This window comes from Pseudomonas pharyngis, from assembly GCF_021602345.1.
GTDB lineage: Bacteria > Pseudomonadota > Gammaproteobacteria > Pseudomonadales > Pseudomonadaceae > Aquipseudomonas > Aquipseudomonas pharyngis.
Genome location: NZ_BQID01000011.1, coordinates 135,972 through 153,320, shown reverse-complemented (window position 1 = coordinate 153,320; position 17,349 = coordinate 135,972). Strand labels below are relative to the sequence as shown.

The window sequence follows — 17,349 nt, the reverse complement described above, 5'->3', positions numbered from 1 at the left end:
GACAGCCACCGGTTCGAGTGTTTCCAATAAGTGCCAGCAGGGAGTGACCATCCCCTGAAAAGGCAGGCGCCTCCTCAGGGGATAAGGTTAGTCAGAAATCAGGATTTCTTGTCGTCAGCCGCTTTGTCGGTCGGATTGGCGATCAGGGCCTTGAGCTCGTCGCTCATCGGGAAGTTCAGGTTCAGGCCTTTTGGCGGAATCGGCTGCATGAACCATTTTTCGTAGATCTTGTTGATCTCACCCGAGGCGTAGGTCGCCTTGATGGCGTCGTCGACAGCCTTTTTGAACGGCTCGTCGCCTTTGCGCATCATGCAGCCATAGATTTCGTACGACTGTGGCGTGCCGGTTACGGCCCAGTCGGAGGCTTTCTTGGCCTTGGCGGCTTCGCCGGCCAGCAGGGCGTCGTCCATCATGAACGCAACGGCACGACCCGATTCCAGCATCTGGAAGGATTCACCGTGGTCCTTGGCGGAGATCACGTTCATGCCCATCTGCTTGTCGGCGTTCATCGCCTTGAGGATGCGCTCGGAAGTGGTGCCGGCGGTGGTCACGACGTTCTTGCCTTTCAGATCGTCGAAATCCTTGTACTTGGAGTCAGCCTTGGACAGCAGACGGGTACCGATTTCGAAGATGCCGACGGAGAAGTCGACCTGTTGCTGACGCTCGACGTTGTTGGTGGTGGAGCCGCACTCGACGTCCACGGTGCCGTTCTGCACCAGCGGGATACGGGTTTGCGAGGTGACGAGGTTGTATTTGACCTGCAGGTTTGGCAGGTCGAGGTCTTTCTTGATCGCTTCGACGATGGCCAGCTGGATATCGTGGGAGTAGCCGACCGGCTTGCCGGAAGCGTCAGCGATGTAGGAGAAAGGGATGGAAGCGTCACGGTGGCCCAGGGTGATGACGCCGGACTCTTTGATCTTCTTAAGGGTGCCGGTGAGTTCGGCAGCGAAAACTGGTGTGCTGATCAGAGCGGCAGCAATGGCTGCGCCCAGGATATGGGGAACGATGCGCATCAAATTTTCCTCGACATTGTTTTTTTTATGGAGCCGGTTGAGCGGGCCCTTTTGAGCTTCGAATGCCTGACGGCTCCTGTTGTGTTGGCGCAACAGGCATTCGTCGAAGGAGTGTAGAGCATGAGTCGTGCCAGACCAGTCGATACAGGTTAATTCATTGATTTATAACGTTATTAAAGTTTTGTGATGGTGTTTTTCCGTGGATCTGATCCGGTTAACCGAATTGACCGTCAGGTCGCGTTCGGAAAACCGAACGTCCTCAGCGCATCCTTTCTCAGCCTGAATGCAAAAAGCCCCTGAATCATTCGATTCAGGGGCTTTTTATTCAACGAGGAACGAATCAGGCCGCTTCGATCTTGCTGCGGTTCTGCTCGACCTTGTTCAGGTAAGCCGCCAGGCGCTCTTGCTCAGCCGCCGTGGTGAACAGGCCCAGTTTGCTGCGACGCCACAGGATGTCGTGTGCCGTGGTGGCCCACTCTTCCGTGCACAGGTAGTCGACTTCACGGGTGTAGAGACCGCCACCGATGTGTTCGCCCATGTCGGAAAGGGTGTCGACGCCTTCGAGCATGCGCCAGGTGCGGCTGCCGTAGGTAGTGGCCCAGCGACGGGCAATTTCGGTCGGTACCCAGTCGAACTTGTCGCGGATCTGCGCGCTCAGGGCCTGTGGCGTGGTCATGTCTTCGCCGCCGGGCAGGGTGGCGGTAGCCGTCCAGCTCGGGCGCATCTGGGTGAAGAACGGCATCAACTGCGCCATCGCCGACTCGGCGAGCTTGCGGTAGGTGGTCAGCTTGCCGCCGAACACCGACAGCAGCGGCGCTTCTTCGTTACTGCCGGACAGCGCCAGGGTGTAGTCGCGGGTCACGGCCGAAGGATTGTCGGATTCGTCGTTGCACAGCGGACGCACGCCCGAGTAGGTGTGCAGGATGTCGTCACGGCTGATCTGCTTCTTGAAGTGGGCGTTGACCACTTTGAGCAGGTAATCGGTTTCGCCGTCGGTGATCGCCACTTTGGCCGGATCGCCGGTGTATTCGCGGTCGGTGGTGCCGATCAGGGTCAGGTTGTTCAGGTACGGAATGGTGAAAACGATGCGCTGATCTTCGTTTTGCAGGATGTGCGCGTGATCGCCTTCGTACAGCTTCGGCACGATGATGTGGCTGCCCTGGATCAGGCGGATGCCGTACGGCGATTCCATCTTCAGGTCGTCACGGATGAACTTGGCGACCCACGGGCCAGCGGCATTCACCAATGCCTTGGCGGTGATCGAAAACAGGCTGCCGTCGGCGCGTTCCAGGTTCAGGTGCCACAGGCCCTTGGCGCGGCGGGCGCTGACGCAACGGGTCTGGGTGTGAATGTGCGCGCCTTTTTCACGGGCGGCCATGGCGTTGAGAACCACAAGGCGGGCGTCGTCGACCCAGCAGTCGGAGTATTCGAAGCCTTTGCTGATTTCGCTTTTCAGTGCGCTGTCTGCGCCGAACTTCAGGCTTTTCGAGCCCGCCAGTTTTTCGCGCTTGCCGAGGTGGTCATAAAGGAACAGGCCCGCACGGATCATCCACGCCGGACGCAGGTGCGGGCGGTGCGGCAGCACGAAACGCATTGGCTTGACGATGTGCGGGGCCTTGGCCAGCAGCACCTCGCGTTCGGCCAGGGCTTCGCGCACCAGACGGAATTCGTAATGTTCGAGGTAGCGCAGGCCACCGTGGATCAGCTTGCTGCTGGCCGATGAGGTGTGGCTGGCCAGGTCGTCCTTTTCGCAAAGGAACACCGAAAGACCGCGACCGGCGGCATCCGCTGCGATCCCCACGCCATTGATCCCGCCGCCGATGACGGCGATGTCGTAGATCTCGGAGATAGGGGGCGTACGCAAGGTAGATGTGGACATCGGCTGGCCTCGGGCTCTTTTGATTTTCTGTCTTGGAAATCGAACATGAATGTTCATTTGCGAAAATGGTAGCCCATAAAGACGCGCGCAGCCAGTCGACTTCGATTGAAAAAACTCATCGAAGGGCCGAAAAAGGAAAATATTCGAACATGAAATGCGCGTCAGGGCGCGGATCAGGGCGTGACTGATCGTTCCCACGCAGAGCGTGGGAACGAGAGTTCGCCGGGAGGGAGTTATGCGGGAGAGGGTTAAACGACTTCCAGACGAATCTTGTGCTGGCTCAGCAGTTGCGCCAGGGCCGGCACCGGTTGCTGATCGGTGACCAGGCAATCGATCAGGCTGATCGGGCCGAGGCGGATCATCGCGTTACGCCCGAACTTGCTGGAGTCCGCCGCCAGGATCACCTGCCGGGCATTGGCGATGATCGCCTGGGACACCCGCACTTCCTGGTAATCGAAGTCGAGCAGGCTGCCGTCTTCGTCGATACCGCTGATGCCCACCAGCGCAAAGTCGACCTTGAACTGGTTGATGAAGTCCACGCTCGCCTGACCCACCACGCCGCCGTCGCGACGCACGTTGCCGCCGGTCAGCAGCACATCGAAATCATCCTTGGCGCTGAGCATCGAAGCGACGTGCAGGTTGTTGGTGATGATCTTCAGGTGGCTGTGATTGAGCAGGGCGCGGGCAATCGATTCGGTCGTCGTGCCGATATTGATGAACAGCGAGGCGTGATCGGGAATCTGTGCGGCGATGGCTTCGCCGATGCGTTGCTTTTCATCGCGCATCTGATCGGCGCGCATCGCGTAGGCGGTATTTTCGACGCTGGAATCATAGGCGGCGCCGCCGTGGTAGCGACGCAGCAGATTGGCTTCCGCCAGTTGATTGATATCGCGGCGGATGGTTTGCGGGGTAACAACGAACAGCGTGGCCATTTCCTCGATGCTCACATAGCCGCGTTCGCGGACCAGCTCGAGGATTTGCTGCTGACGGGGAGGCAGATTCATGGGGCTTCCTTTGGGCTGCCGTGCAAAATTTGCCCATGATGCCGCAGGAATCCGCTCCCTACCAGTTACAACAGGTTACGAGTACTCAGCTTGGCTTATTCAGCGTCTTCACGTTCCCAATCACGGGTACGGCTGACGGCTTTTTTCCAGCCTTTATAGAGCTTCTCTTTGGCCGCTTCGTCCAGGCTCGGTTCGAACTCGCGCTCGATCACCGCTTTGCCGCGCAGTTCTTCCAGGCTGCCCCAGAAACCGCACGCCAGGCCGGCCAGATAAGCGGCGCCCAGCGCCGTGGTTTCGCGCATTTTCGGACGTTCGACCTGGGTGCCGAGGATGTCGGCCTGGAACTGCATGAGGAAGTTGTTCGCCACCGCACCGCCGTCCACGCGCAGGGCCTTGAGACGTTCGCCGGAGTCCTGTTGCATGGCGTCAAGGACGTCGCGGGTCTGGTAAGCGATCGATTCCAGCGCAGCGCGGATGATGTGATCCACACGCACGCCACGGGTCAGGCCGAACAGGGCACCACGGGCATACGGGTCCCAGTAGGGTGCGCCGAGGCCGGTGAAGGCGGGCACCAGATAGACGCCGTTGCTGTCCTTCACTTTATTGGCGAAGTATTCGGTGTCGTGGGCGTCGTTGACGATTTTCAGTTCATCGCGCAGCCACTGTACGGTCGAACCGCCGTTGAACACCGCGCCTTCCAGGGCGTAGGCCACTTCGCCGCGCGGGCCGCAAGCGATAGTGGTGAGCATGCCGTGTTGCGATTTCACCGCTTTGTCGCCGGTGTTCATCAGCAGGAAGCAACCGGTGCCGTAAGTGTTTTTCGCTTGGCCCGGCTCGACGCACATCTGGCCGAACAGCGCAGCCTGCTGGTCGCCGGCGATACCGCCGATGGCGATGCCGCTTTTGGTACGGCCGTAGATTTCCGACGACGCTTTGACTTCCGGCAGCATCTCGCGCGGGATGTCGAGGATCTCCAGCATCTTCGCGTCCCACTCCAGCGTGTGGATGTTGAAGAGCATGGTGCGCGAGGCGTTGGTGTAGTCGGTGACGTGGACCTTGCCGCCGGTGAATTTCCAGATCAGCCAGCTGTCGACGGTGCCGAACAGCAGTTCGCCGTTGCGCGCACGCTCACGGCTGCCTTCGACGTTGTCGAGGATCCACTTCAGCTTGGTGCCGGAGAAGTACGGGTCGGTGACCAGGCCGGTGGTGTCGCGGATGTAGTCTTCATGACCGTCGCGCTTGAGCTGTTGGCAGATCTCGGTGCTGCGGCGGCATTGCCAGACGATCGCGTTGTACACCGGGCGGCCGGTGGTCTTGTCCCAGACCACGGTGGTTTCACGCTGGTTGGTGATGCCGATGGCGGCGACCTGATCGTGATGCAGACCGGCCTGCGCCAGCGCTTCGACCATCACTGCGCTCTGGGTGGCGAAGATTTCCATCGGATCGTGTTCGACCCAACCGGCTTGCGGGTAATGCTGGGCGAATTCCCGTTGTGCGGTGCAGACCACGTTCGCGTCGCGGTCGAAAATGATCGCGCGGGAGCTGGTCGTACCCTGATCGAGGGCAATGATGTAGTTCTTGTTCTGAATGTCGGTCATGTCGATTGCCTTGGACGAAATAAGGGAGAGTGGGCCGTGGCGCGGGCTCTATAAGGGCAGGAGCCCGCGCCGACTGTTTCAAGAAGTTCTTGGTTTGCCGTCAATGGCCGGTTCTGCATCCTTTGTAGCAGGTGTGGCGCCGGTCAGGTGACGGGCAATCAGTCCGCGATACCCGGCAGCGCCGAGGCAGGCACCGACAATCGGTGCAAAAATCGGAATCAGGAAGTACGGGATTTCACGTGCGCCAGTGAAGGAAATTTCACCCCAGCCGGCGAAGAAAGTCATCAGTTTCGGGCCGAAGTCCCGGGCCGGGTTCATCGCGAAACCGGTCAGCGGGCCCATCGAACTGCCGATCACGGCAATCAGCAGACCGATCAGCAGCGGCGCCAGCGGGCCTTTCGGCAGGCCGTTGTTGTCGTCGGTCAGGGACATGATCACGCCCATCAGAATCGCGGTGATGATCACCTCGACCAGGAACGCTTGGGCAGTTGACAGCGCAGGGTTCGGGAAAGTGGAGAACACCGACGCCAGTTCCAGGCTGGCTTCAGTGCCACGAACCATATGGTGAGTTTGTTCGAAATCGAAGAACAGGTTGCTGTATAGCGTGTAAACCAGCAGCGCACCGCAGAAGGCACCGGCGATCTGGGCCAGAATGTAGAACGGCAGTTTGCGCTTTTCGAAGTCGGCGAAAATGCTCAGGGCAATACTGACGGCGGGGTTCAGGTGCGCACCGGAAACGCCGGCGGTGAGGTAGATCGCCATGCTCACGCCGACGCCCCAGATGATGCTGATTTCCCACAGGCCGAAGGTGGCGCCCGCGACCTTGAGCGCGGCGACGCAACCCGTACCGAAAAAGATCAGGAGTGCAGTACCCAGAAACTCGGCCAGGCACTGGCTCGAAAGCGAAGGTTGCTGTAACGCAGTTGTCATTGAAAACCTCGGTTTTTGTTGTTGTCTGGCGCGTTGCCGACAGGGCAACGCGCGATTTTCGCCGAGGCAGGATCCCCATCCTGTTCCCGGTTTACTGCTGGGTGCTGCGATGACGATAATTCTTACATTATTCAGATTCGAAAAAATATAGACAAGAAACAAACCTGTCAAAGGTCGAAAGTGAACCGCCAGTCACAAATAAACTATCAGTCACGTGAATGATCCTGCGGGTCACCCGTTCTGCACGAACGTCATCGGCCTGCAAACCCCGGGAAACGTGGCGCGTGGTAGAGCCTTTTACACAGCGATGGCCTAAAATCCGCCGCAGGTTTTTTCGCCACTGCCGAGCCCGGAGCTGCCATGACCCCTGCGTTGGACTTGTTAAAAAAAGTTCGTGCCGAACATCGCGTGCACAGTTACGAACACGACCCGAAGGCGGCGTCGTATGGTCTGGAGGCCGCGGAGAAACTGGGGCTCGATCCGGCGCAGGTGTTCAAGACGCTACTGGCGGCCAGTGAGAAGGGTGAGTTGCTGGTGGCGGTGGTGCCGGTCGTCGGAAGTCTCGACCTCAAGGGGCTTGCCCACGCCGCCGGCGTGAAAAAAGTCGAGATGGCCGACCCGGCCGCCGCGCAGCGCTCCACCGGTTACCTGTTGGGCGGCATCAGCCCGCTGGGGCAGAAAAAACGCCTGCGTACCTTTATCGATAATTCGGCACAGCCTTTTGCAACCATTTATGTGAGCGCCGGCCGACGTGGGCTGGAAGTGGAGCTGGCGCCGGCGGTCCTGGCGGAGCACACCCAGGCGAAATTTGCCGACATCGGTCGCCCTTGACGGCTGTATGAAGAAAATTGGCCGGCACTGTCACTGGCGTTGATCCGGCTGGCGCTGCATGCTCGTTCGACTGACACAGGGAGAAGGTTATGCAGCTCGAGTTTCATCAGGTCGACGCGTTCAGTGATCGGCCGTTCAGTGGCAATCCGGCAATGGTCTATCGGCTCGACGCGTGGCTTGCGGATGAGCTGATGCAAAATATCGCCGCCGAGCACAATCTGGCGGAAACCGCGTTTCTGGTGCGCGAAGGGCAGGCGTGGCACATCCGTTGGTTCACGCCGACCACCGAGGTGCCGCTGTGTGGTCATGCGACCCTGGCCAGCGCCTATGTGCTGTTCGAGATCTATAAGGAGAGCGCCGAGCGTCTGGACTTCACTTGCAAGTCCGGGCCGTTGAGCGTCAGCCGCGAAGGTGGCCGGTTGTGGCTGGATTTTCCGGCCATCGAAGCGGTTGAGAAAGGCGTCACCCTGGAGATCGAGCGGGCGCTGAATGTCCAGGCAGTCGATGTTCTGAGTTCCAACGAGCTGTTTGTGGTGCTGGAGTCGGAGCAGGCGGTGCTCGATTGCCAGCCGGACATGGTCGCCCTCGCCAAGCTGCCGTGGTTGGGCGCTATCGTCACGGCCCGGGGCAATCAGCATGACTTCGTCTCGCGCTATTTCGCTCCGGCCATCGGCATCAATGAAGACCCGGTGACCGGTTCGACCCATTGCAGCCTGATTCCGTACTGGTCGAAACGTCTGGGCAAATACAGTCTGACTGCATGCCAGCGTTCGGCGCGGGGCGGCGAGCTGTTTTGTCGGCTGGAAGGCGAGCGGGTGAAGATCGGCGGCAATGCGACGCTGGTGGCCAGCGGCACATTGATGCTGGGCTGAGAGCAAAAAATAAGGGAGCCATCAGGCTCCCTCATTGTTTGTGTGCAGATCAGTGCGCGGTGCTGTAACGGCGAACGCCGTTTTCCGCCGCCGGAATCTGCGCGGCGGTGCTGCCGGAGGCCTGGAACAGCACCAGATGTTCCGCCGCCACCCGAATCCCGACATCCGCACCCACCTGATGGTCGGCGTGGCTCGGGAAGATCGATTCCAGTTGTGCACCGGTCGGCAGTTGCAGGCGATACAGGGTCGAAGCTCCGAGGAAGGTCTTGCCGACGATCCGCGCTTTCAGCGCACTGTCCGGCGCGTAAACGATGTCGTCCGGACGCAGCAGCACATCCACCGCGCCACCGATCGGCCAGGTGTAGGCGCGATTGCCGCGCAGTTCGCCGAGTTCGGTCTGCACCGATTCCGGGGTGCCCAATTGGCCGCGAATGAAGTAACCCTGACCGATAAAACTGGCCACGTACGGTGTCGCCGGCTCGTGATAGAGGTTGTAGGGCGTGTCCCACTGCTCCAGCCGGCCTTCCTTGAACACACCGACGTGATCGCTGACGGCGAAGGCTTCTTCCTGATCGTGAGTCACCAGAATTGCACTGGTGCCACGGGCTTTGAGGATGTCGCGCACTTCATGGCTGAGCTTGCGGCGCAATTCGCCATCGAGGTTGGAGAACGGCTCGTCGAGCAACAACAGTTGCGGCTCCGGCGCCAAGGCGCGGGCGAGGGCGACACGTTGTTGCTGGCCGCCGGACAGCTCATGGGGGAAGCGTTTGCCGAGGTTCTTCAGGTTGACCAGTTCCAGCAGCTCCTCGGTCACGCGCTCCTTGTTCGGGTGCTTGCGGATGCCGAAGGCGATGTTGTCCGCGACACTCAGGTGCGGGAACAGCGCGTAGTCCTGGAACACCATGCCGATCCGGCGTTTTTCCGGGGCGAGGGTGAAGCCGGCGCTGGAGATCACTTCACCGCCGAGAGAGATTTCTCCTTCGTGCACCGGTTCGAAACCGGCAATCGCACGCAGGGTGGTGGTCTTGCCGCAGCCGGAGGAGCCAAGCAGGCAGCCGATGTCACCGGCGTTGAGGTGCAGATTGAGGTTCTGCACCACACGTTGATCTTGATAGCCGCAAGCGAGGTTGCGCAGGTTCAGCAGTAATTCATGACTCATGCGTGGTGATATGCCGGTTCAACAAGGAACTCGAGCAGGGCCTTTTGTGCGTGGAGACGGTTTTCTGCCTGATCCCAGGCGACGGAGCGCGGATCATCGAGCAGGTCGAGGCTGATTTCCTCACCGCGGTGAGCGGGCAGGCAGTGCATGAATAGCACGTCATCGGCTGCCAGGTCGAGCAGGGCACGGTTGACCTGAAACGGCGCAAACAGCTTCAGGCGCTTGGCGGTTTCCTCTTCCTGGCCCATGGAGGTCCAGACATCGGTGCTGACCAGGTGCGCGCCACGCACGGCGTCTTGCGGGTCGCGGACGATGGTTACGCGGTCACCGGCCTTGGCCACGAACTCAGGGTTTGGTTCGTAGCCTTCGGGGCAGGCCACGCGCAACTGGAAGTCGAACTGGATCGCCGCTTCTATATAGCTGTTGCACATGTTGTTGCCGTCGCCGATCCAGGCCACGGTCTTGCCCTGGATCGAGCCGCGGTGTTCGAGGAAGGTCTGCATGTCGGCCAGCAACTGGCACGGGTGCAGGTCGTCGGACAGACCGTTGATCACCGGCACGCGGGAGTTGGCGGCGAATTCGGTCAGGGTGCTGTGGGCAAAGGTACGGATCATCACCGCATCGAGCATGCTCGACATGACGATGGCGCAGTCGCCGATCGGCTCGCCACGGCCCAGCTGGGTGTCGCGCGGCGACAGGAAAATCGCCTGGCCGCCGAGCTGGATCATGCCGGCCTCGAAGGAGATGCGGGTACGGGTCGAGGATTTCTCGAAGATCATCCCCAGGACGCGGTTTTTCAGAGGCTCGAACAGTACGCCGCGGTTACGCAGGTCCTTGAGCTCAACGCCTCGACGGATCACGCTGACCAGCTCTTCGGGCGTGCAATCCATCAGGGAGAGAAAGTGCCTTGCGCTCATCATTGACTACCTTTTTGCTACAAACCGCAGATGCTCAAAGCCTTGTCTATCGGAACAACGGGCGAGACCTGCGGCGTAAGCCGCACGGGGGCGACGAAATAGGGGAAGGCGCGATATTGACACTAAATGTCGCGTTTTTCCAATAGGCTACGGTTTTTGCAGAAATGTGCCGGGGTGATAACAGTGCGAACACTGTGATTTCCGGTCAGTTTTCGAGAGGGCAGCGAGGTCTTTGTACACTGGCCCCACCGGGCTTGGCAATCCGCCGCGGCGGGGATGGCACCGCTCTGGTCGGTTTGCGACCGATGAGCCACCGGTTCGCTTGGTCGGATGCGCAGGTTGAAACATTTGCTAAAGCAAAGTGCTGGGTTATAAATAAATCACGAGCGACGCAGGAAGCCTCCGCATGGAATCGAAAGAAAAACTGTTAATGGAACTGCTGGGCCACACGGCACGCTCATTGACCCACCTCACCGCCTCGATGACCTCGATGTCCTTCGAACTGATGCGCAGCGAAGACGACGTGGTCAAGGCCGCCAGTCGACAGATGATCGACCGTATGGCGACCATCAGCGCCGGGCTCGACGAGCATTGGCGACTGATCGGCGAACTCACCGGCGTCCACGTCGCCCACGAGCAGATCGAGACCATCCAGGAAATCCAGCTGGCCGCGCCGCCACAGCTTCCGGCGAACTGACGCGTCTATCGGCGGGCCTGATGGCCGCCGATTCACAAGACGAACGTCGCTGGCGCTGCATCGGGCTGCGGGCCATAGTTTTGTTCCCGCAGGCGTGATTGCCTGCCCAGAACAAGACAGAGACTGGCCATGACCAAGACTCTCCATCACCGTGCCTGCCACCTGTGTGAAGCCATCTGCGGTTTGACCATTGAAACCACCGAAACCGACGGTCAGGTGCAAATCACCTCGATCAAGGGCGATGCTCAGGACACGTTCAGTCGTGGGCACATCTGCCCCAAGGCCGTGGCGCTGCAAGACATCCAGAACGATCCGGATCGCCTGCGCCAGCCCATGCGCCGGGTCGGCAACGAATGGCTGCCCATCGAGTGGGACGAAGCGTTCGAGCTGGTCGCCGAAAAACTCTCGGCGATTCAGGAGCGTCATGGGCAGAACGCGGTCGCCGTGTATCAGGGCAATCCCAGCGTGCATAACTATGGGCTGATGACCCACAGCAATTACTTCCTCGGCCTGTTGAAAACCCGCAACCGCTATTCGGCGACGTCGGTCGATCAACTGCCCCATCACCTGACCAGCTACTTGATGTACGGCCACGGCTTGCTGCTGCCGATCCCGGATATCGATCACACCGATTTCATGCTGATTCTGGGCGGCAATCCGCTGGCGTCCAATGGCAGCATCATGACCGTGCCGGATGTCGAGAAGCGTCTGAAGGCGATTCAGGCCCGGGGCGGCAAAGTGGTGGTGGTCGATCCTCGGCGCAGCGAGACGGCGGCGATGGCCGATCAGCATCTGTTCGTGCGTCCCGGTGGCGATGCGGCGTTGCTGTTTGGTGTGCTAAATACTCTTTTCGCCGAGGGCCTGACTTCGGACAGTCATCTGCCGGTGGATGGTCTGGACGAGGTTCGCGCGGCGGTAGCGGGTTTCACCGCCGAAGCCATGAGCCCGTTGTGCGCCGTTCCCGCCGAACAGATCCGCCAACTGGCCCGGGACTTCGCCGCCGCGCCAAGCGCTGTTTGTTATGGCCGGATGGGGGTTTCCACTCAGGCCTTCGGCACGCTGTGCCATTGGGTTGTGCAGTTGATCAATCTGGTCACCGGCAACCTGGACCGCGTCGGCGGTGCCTTGTGCACCGAGCCTGCGGTGGATCTGGTGGCGTCGACTTCGGGCGGGCATTTCAACAAATGGCAGAGCCGCGTATCCGGGCGTCCTGAATACGGCGGCGAGTTGCCGGTCTCGGCGCTGGCCGAAGAGATGCTCTCCGAAGGCGAGGGGCAGATTCGCGCTTTGATCACCGTGGCCGGTAACCCGGTGTTGTCCACGCCCAATGGCCGGCAGCTGGAGCAGGCGCTGGACGGGCTGGAGTTCATGGTCAGCGTCGACCTGTATATCAACGAAACCACCCGTTACGCCGACCTGATCCTGCCGTCGACTTCGGCGCTGGAGAACGATCACTACGACACCACCTTCAACCTGTTCGCGGTGCGCAACGTCAGCCGTTTCAATCGGGCGATCCTCGCCAAACCGGAGGGGGCACTGCACGACTGGGAGATCTTCGTCGGCCTGGCCAAGGCCTTTGCCGCGAAGACCGGCAAGGAGCTGAAACCGACGATGCCGCCGGCGAAGATGATCGATATGGGTTTGCGCATGGGCGCCTATGGCGATGCGTCCGAACACAAATTGTCGCTGGCGACGCTGTTCGATCATCCACATGGCGTTGATCTGGGAGCACTGAAGCCCAACCTGACACCGCGATTGAAGACCGCCAATCAACGAGTTCAGGCGGCGCCGCCGGAAATCCTCGCCGACCTTGCGCGCTTCGCCGCGTTGCAGGCGCCGGCCGCCGATGAGCTGTTGATGATCGGCCGCCGTCATGTACGCAGCAATAACTCGTGGATGCACAATTACCATCGATTGGTGAAGGGCAAGCCGCGTCATCAGTTGCTGATGAACCCGGACGATCTCGCCAGTCGCGGGCTCAGTGATGGTCAGCTTGTGCGGGTCAGTTCGCGGGTCGGGCAGATCGAGGTCGAGGTGCTGGGCAGCGCGGACATGATGAAAGGCGTGGTCAGCCTGCCGCATGGATGGGGCCACGCCCGTCCGGGTGTGCAGTTGGCGATTGCCAGCGGTCAGCCGGGCTCCAGCGCCAATGACCTGACCGATGAATGCCGGCTCGACGAGCTGTCAGGCAATGCGGCGCTCAATGGCGTGCCGGTGACGGTGGCGGCGGCTTGAGCAAGTCTGTCGGGGAGACCGAGCAGCGCGCTCGGGATTCCGTTACAATGCGCCACCGTGCCGACCCATGAGTCGGAAAGTTCAGCCGAGGTGCTCCATGGATATCATCGAAACGATTAAAGAGCAGATTGCCAACAACACCATTCTGCTTTACATGAAAGGCTCGCCGAATGCCCCGCAGTGTGGCTTCTCCGCGAAAGCTGCGCAGGCTGTGATGGGCTGTGGCGAGAAGTTCGCCTACGTCGACATCCTGCAGAACCCGGAAATCCGTGCCAACCTGCCGAAGTACGCCAACTGGCCGACTTTCCCGCAGCTGTGGGTAGCCGGTGAACTGGTCGGCGGCAGCGACATCATGGCTGAAATGTTCGCCAACGGTGAGCTGCAGACCCTGGTCAAGGAAGCATCCGCCAAGGCTGCTGCGACCAAGTCCGAAGCCTGATTGGTTTCTGTCCGGACTTCGGCAACCCTGAAGTCCAGGCAATAAAAAGCCCCGCCTCTCGAAAGAGGGCGGGGCTTTTTAGTGTCTCGAGTTTAGCGCTGGCTGATTACTCGTCTTCGCCCATCTGCGATTGCAGATAGTTCTCAAGACCGACTTTATCGATCAGGCCCAGTTGGGTTTCCAGCCAGTCGATGTGTTCTTCTTCGGATTCGAGGATGTCTTCGAGCAGTTCGCGGCTGCCGAAGTCACCGACGGATTCGCAGTGGGCGATGGCGGCCTTCAGGTCAGCATGGCCGGTCTTCTCGATGCGCAGGTCGCATTCCAGCATTTCCTGGGTGTGCTCGCCGATGTGCAGCTTGCCCAGGTCCTGCACGTTCGGCAGGCCTTCGAGGAACAGGATGCGCTTGATCAGCTTGTCCGCGTGCTTCATCTCGTCGATGGATTCGTGGTACTCGTGCTTGCCGAGCTTGTTCAGGCCCCAATCTTCATACATGCGCGCATGCAGGAAGTACTGATTGATCGCGACCAGCTCATTGGCAAGGATCTTGTTGAGATGCTGGATGACTGTTACGTCGCCTTTCATGATGGGAGTCCTGCCCTAAGTAACGGTATATAAGGCAGAGTTTGAGCTTGGTATTTATAAGTGTCAAACCTAAGTTATTGAATAATAAATGAAAATTAATCGGAATAAGAATGTTTGTGTTCCGCGTCTAGGCGCTAAGCAGTTGATTTTCAGGCATAAAAAAACCGGACTTAAGTCCGGTTCTTCGAAATCGGGATAATTACGCGGCTGTAAATTCTGCCGGGTAGGGGATCGCGGCCTGGGCGGTTTGCAGCTTGGTCAGGGTTTCGCGAACCACTTCCTTCGCCAGACACGCGCATTTGCCGCATTGGCTGGCGACGCCGGTGGCCTGACGGACTTCTTTATAGCTGCAGCAACCTTCATAGATCGCTTCGCGAATTTGTCCGTCGGTGACGCCAGTGCAGAGGCAAACATACATAAGTGAGAACCGTCGCTGGTTGTGACTCAATTGCGATGGATCTTAATGTTAACGAGAATGATTGTCAAAGTGCTTTCCGAAGGGTTTTCATCGCCAACGGCTGTGACTGACGAACGGTGGTACATGGCTGAATGCCAGCCGGGATTTCGCGAAAAACCTTTAAGGACAGTCGAAAAACGCAGTGTATGATGGTCGGCCCTTGCGAAGGGGGTTCGTGTCACAGGGCTGTCGCCTGAGGGTGGCAGGCTGGCCCGAACCCTGAACTTCAAGTTTCTACACCAGGAGATATCAATGAGCGTACTCGTAGGCAAACAAGCCCCTGACTTCACCGTCCCGGCCGTACTCGGCAATGGCGAGATCGTTGACAGCTTCACCCTGTCCTCGGCCATCAAAGGCAAATACGGCCTGGTGTTTTTCTACCCGCTGGACTTCACTTTCGTCTGCCCGTCCGAGCTGATCGCTCTGGACAACCGCATGGCCGACTTCAAGGCACGCAACGTAGAAGTGATCGCCGTGTCGATCGACTCGCACTTCACCCACAACGCCTGGCGCAACACCCCGGTCAACAATGGCGGTATCGGCCAGGTGAAATACACCATGGCTGCCGACATGAAGCACGACATCGCCAAGGCCTACGACGTTGAGTCCGAAGGCGGCGTGGCTTTCCGTGGCGCGTTCCTGATCGACGACAAAGGCGTTGTCCGCTCGCAGATCGTCAACGACCTGCCGCTGGGCCGTAACATGGAAGAGCTGATCCGTCTGGTCGACGCTCTGCAATTCCACGAAGAGCACGGCGAAGTCTGCCCTGCCAACTGGAAAAAAGGCGACAAAGGCATGAACGCTTCGCCAGAAGGCGTTGCGGCTTACCTGACCGAGAACGCTGCTGCCCTGTAAGGCGCATCGTCGAGGTACAAAAAAACCGGCTCTTGAGCCGGTTTTTTCATGCGCGGGATCCAACCCGACGACCCTCAGTCGTCGAAGTCTTCCCAGCCGCCCATCTGTTTCCAGCGGTTGACGATGCCGCAGAACAGCTCGGCCGTCTTCTCGGTGTCGTAACGCGCCGAATGCGCTTCACGGCCATCGAAGTCGATGTCGGCTGCCTGACAGGCCTTGGCCAATACGGTTTGACCGTAGGCCAGACCCGCGAGGGTCGCAGTGTCGAAGCTGGAGAACGGGTGAAACGGATTGCGCTTCATGTCCAGCCGCGCGACGGCAGCATTGAGGAAGCCGAGGTCGAAGCTGCTGTTGTGGCCGACCAGGATCGCCCGCTTGCAGCCGTTGGCTTTCAAGGCCTTGCGCACGCCACGGAAGATGTCGGTCAGCGCTGTTTCTTCGCTGACGGCCATGCGCAACGGATGATCGAGCTTGATCCCGGTGAATTCCAGTGCCGCCGCTTCAACGTTGGCGCCTTCGAACGGCTCGACGCGGAAGAAGTAGGTGTGATCCGGGTAGACGAAACCCTTTTCATCCATGGCGATGGTGGTCGCGGCAATCTCCAGCAGAGCGTCGGTGGCCGAGTTGAAGCCACCGGTTTCTACGTCGACGACAACCGGCAGGTAGCCGCGAAAGCGTGCTGCCATTGGATGGCGCGAACCGCCGCCACCTTGACCGTCCAGTTCGTCGTCGAAATGGTCTTCACTCACGCGTGTTCCTCCAGCAGGCGCCAGCGCAGTTTTTCACCGGCGCGCAGCGGGATAACGGTCAGCTCGCCGAAAGGCAGGCTGGTCGGGGCGGTCCATTCGTCACGAACCAGGGTGATGCGATCGGTGTTTGCCGGCAGGCCGTAGAAACGTGGGCCGTTGAGGCTGGCGAATGCTTCGAGCTTGTCCAGCGCATTGCGCTGTTCGAAGGCTTCGGCATACAGCTCGATGGCGGCGTACGCGGTGTAGCAGCCGGCGCAGCCGCAGGCGGCTTCCTTGGCGTGCTGGGCGTGCGGCGCCGAGTCGGTGCCGAGGAAGAACTTCGCGCTGCCGCTGGTGGCGGCGTCAAGCAGGGCTTCCTGGTGCGTGTTGCGCTTGAGGATCGGCAGGCAATAGAAGTGCGGCCGGATCCCGCCCACCAGCATGTGGTTGCGGTTGTAGAGCAGGTGATGCGCGGTGATCGTTGCGCCGACGTTTGCGGACGCCTCGTTGACGAACTGCACGGCATCGCCGGTGGTGATGTGTTCGAACACCACTTTCAGCGTCGGGAAACGCTCGACCACGCGGCGCATGTGCTCGTCGATGAAGATTTTTTCGCGGTCGAACACGTCGACGTCGCCACGGGTGACTTCACCGTGGATCAACAGCGGCATGCCGACTTCGGCCATGGCTTCCAGCGCCGGGAAAATCTTGTCGATGCTGGTGACCCCGGAATCGGAGTTGGTGGTGGCGCCGGCCGGGTACAGCTTGGCGGCGTGCACGAAACCGCTGGCCTTGGCCTCACGGATTTCTTCGGGCTGGGTGCGGTCGGTGAGGTACAGCACCATCAGCGGCTCGAAACGACTGCCAGCCGGGCGGGCAGCGAGAATCCGCTGGCGATAGCCGTCGGCTTCAGCGGCGTTGCGCACCGGAGGTACCAGGTTGGGCATGATGATGGCGCGACCAAAGGTGCGCGCGACATCCGCAACGGTATTGGTCAACACGGCACCATCGCGAAGATGAATGTGCCAGTCGTCGGGACGCAGCAGGGTCAGGCGGTCGGACATGAGGGGATTCCAGGCGGGTCAAACTGAGGCGAATGCTACCGGAAAAGACTCTTGCAGGCACTCGCTATCAAGTTTTGCGACGAGCGTC

Annotated in this window: 17 protein-coding genes; 6 read left to right on the top strand and 11 right to left on the bottom strand. The window is 60.0% G+C overall.

The annotated features are described in order from the left end of the window. Nucleotides 1-98: 98 nt before the first annotated feature. The 5 genes from L6D74_RS22170 to L6D74_RS22150 all read right to left on the bottom strand — a co-directional run bounded on the left by L6D74_RS22170 (nt 99) and on the right by L6D74_RS22150 (nt 6,424). On the bottom strand, nt 99-1,013 hold the full coding sequence (locus tag L6D74_RS22170; protein ID WP_011335750.1) for a glutamate/aspartate ABC transporter substrate-binding protein: 915 nt from the start codon (nt 1,011-1,013) through the stop codon (nt 99-101). Between the two features lie 340 nt (nt 1,014-1,353). Further along, the gene (gene glpD / locus L6D74_RS22165) at nt 1,354-2,892 is read right to left on the bottom strand and encodes a glycerol-3-phosphate dehydrogenase (protein ID WP_236190373.1); all 1,539 of its coding nucleotides are present in this window, start codon (nt 2,890-2,892) and stop codon (nt 1,354-1,356) included. 248 nt (nt 2,893-3,140) lie between these two features. Beyond that, nucleotides 3,141-3,896, bottom strand: a complete 756-nt coding sequence (locus L6D74_RS22160) for a DeoR/GlpR family transcriptional regulator (protein WP_007953179.1) — start codon at nt 3,894-3,896, stop codon at nt 3,141-3,143. Between the two features lie 95 nt (nt 3,897-3,991). Next, the gene (glpK, locus tag L6D74_RS22155; RefSeq protein WP_039765827.1) at nt 3,992-5,494 is read right to left on the bottom strand and encodes a glycerol kinase GlpK; all 1,503 of its coding nucleotides are present in this window, start codon (nt 5,492-5,494) and stop codon (nt 3,992-3,994) included. A 78-nt stretch (nt 5,495-5,572) separates the two neighbouring features. Continuing rightward, entirely contained in the window at nt 5,573-6,424 is an 852-nt protein-coding gene (locus tag L6D74_RS22150) for an MIP/aquaporin family protein (protein ID WP_236190372.1), read from the bottom strand. 360 nt (nt 6,425-6,784) lie between these two features. Here L6D74_RS22150 and ybaK point away from each other — a divergent pair, with 360 nt between their 5' ends. After that, entirely contained in the window at nt 6,785-7,255 is a 471-nt protein-coding gene (gene ybaK, locus L6D74_RS22145; protein WP_007953184.1) for a Cys-tRNA(Pro) deacylase, read from the top strand. Between the two features lie 89 nt (nt 7,256-7,344). Next, on the top strand, nt 7,345-8,127 hold the full coding sequence (locus tag L6D74_RS22140) for a PhzF family phenazine biosynthesis protein (protein WP_236190371.1): 783 nt from the start codon (nt 7,345-7,347) through the stop codon (nt 8,125-8,127). A gap of 49 nt (nt 8,128-8,176) precedes the next feature. Here the strand turns inward: L6D74_RS22140 and L6D74_RS22135 are convergent, their stop codons facing one another. Together L6D74_RS22135 and argF are read right to left on the bottom strand one after the other, a co-directional pair. Beyond that, complete coding sequence (locus tag L6D74_RS22135; RefSeq protein ID WP_236190370.1) at nt 8,177-9,286, bottom strand: ABC transporter ATP-binding protein; 1,110 nt, start codon at nt 9,284-9,286, stop codon at nt 8,177-8,179. Then, nucleotides 9,283-10,203 (bottom strand): ornithine carbamoyltransferase, encoded by a 921-nt coding sequence (gene argF, locus L6D74_RS22130; protein ID WP_064599150.1) that lies wholly within the window; start codon nt 10,201-10,203, stop codon nt 9,283-9,285. Before argF ends, L6D74_RS22135 begins: the two co-directional genes overlap by 4 nt. 406 nt (nt 10,204-10,609) lie before the next feature. Here argF and L6D74_RS22125 point away from each other — a divergent pair, with 406 nt between their 5' ends. The 3 genes from L6D74_RS22125 (at nt 10,610) to grxD (ending at nt 13,574) form a co-directional block, all read left to right on the top strand. Further along, nucleotides 10,610-10,900, top strand: a complete 291-nt coding sequence (locus L6D74_RS22125; protein WP_085610874.1) for a hypothetical protein — start codon at nt 10,610-10,612, stop codon at nt 10,898-10,900. Nucleotides 10,901-11,029: 129 nt separating this feature from the next. Further along, nucleotides 11,030-13,135, top strand: a complete 2,106-nt coding sequence (locus L6D74_RS22120) for a molybdopterin oxidoreductase family protein (protein ID WP_236190369.1) — start codon at nt 11,030-11,032, stop codon at nt 13,133-13,135. 97 nt (nt 13,136-13,232) lie between these two features. Beyond that, nucleotides 13,233-13,574 carry a Grx4 family monothiol glutaredoxin gene (gene grxD, locus L6D74_RS22115; RefSeq protein ID WP_236190368.1) on the top strand — a complete coding sequence of 114 codons (342 nt, stop codon included), beginning with the start codon at nt 13,233-13,235 and terminating at the stop codon, nt 13,572-13,574. 106 nt (nt 13,575-13,680) lie between these two features. Here the strand turns inward: grxD and bfr are convergent, their stop codons facing one another. Continuing rightward, complete coding sequence (bfr, locus tag L6D74_RS22110; RefSeq protein ID WP_064599145.1) at nt 13,681-14,157, bottom strand: bacterioferritin; 477 nt, start codon at nt 14,155-14,157, stop codon at nt 13,681-13,683. A 199-nt stretch (nt 14,158-14,356) separates the two neighbouring features. Then, entirely contained in the window at nt 14,357-14,575 is a 219-nt protein-coding gene (locus tag L6D74_RS22105) for a bacterioferritin-associated ferredoxin (protein ID WP_007953193.1), read from the bottom strand. Nucleotides 14,576-14,866: 291 nt separating this feature from the next. Here L6D74_RS22105 and L6D74_RS22100 point away from each other — a divergent pair, with 291 nt between their 5' ends. Beyond that, nucleotides 14,867-15,469, top strand: coding sequence for a peroxiredoxin (locus tag L6D74_RS22100; RefSeq protein ID WP_007953195.1), 603 nt, complete (start codon nt 14,867-14,869; stop codon nt 15,467-15,469). A gap of 74 nt (nt 15,470-15,543) precedes the next feature. On the opposite strand, the gene rnt is transcribed toward L6D74_RS22100, so the two are convergent. Together rnt and pyrC are read right to left on the bottom strand one after the other, a co-directional pair. Further along, entirely contained in the window at nt 15,544-16,218 is a 675-nt protein-coding gene (gene rnt / locus L6D74_RS22095) for a ribonuclease T (RefSeq protein ID WP_007953196.1), read from the bottom strand. After that, nucleotides 16,215-17,261: a dihydroorotase gene (gene pyrC, locus L6D74_RS22090; protein WP_039765844.1), complete on the bottom strand. Its 1,047-nt coding sequence runs from the start codon at nt 17,259-17,261 to the stop codon at nt 16,215-16,217. The genes rnt and pyrC overlap by 4 nt, the downstream gene beginning before the upstream one ends. Nucleotides 17,262-17,349 lie beyond the last annotated feature (88 nt).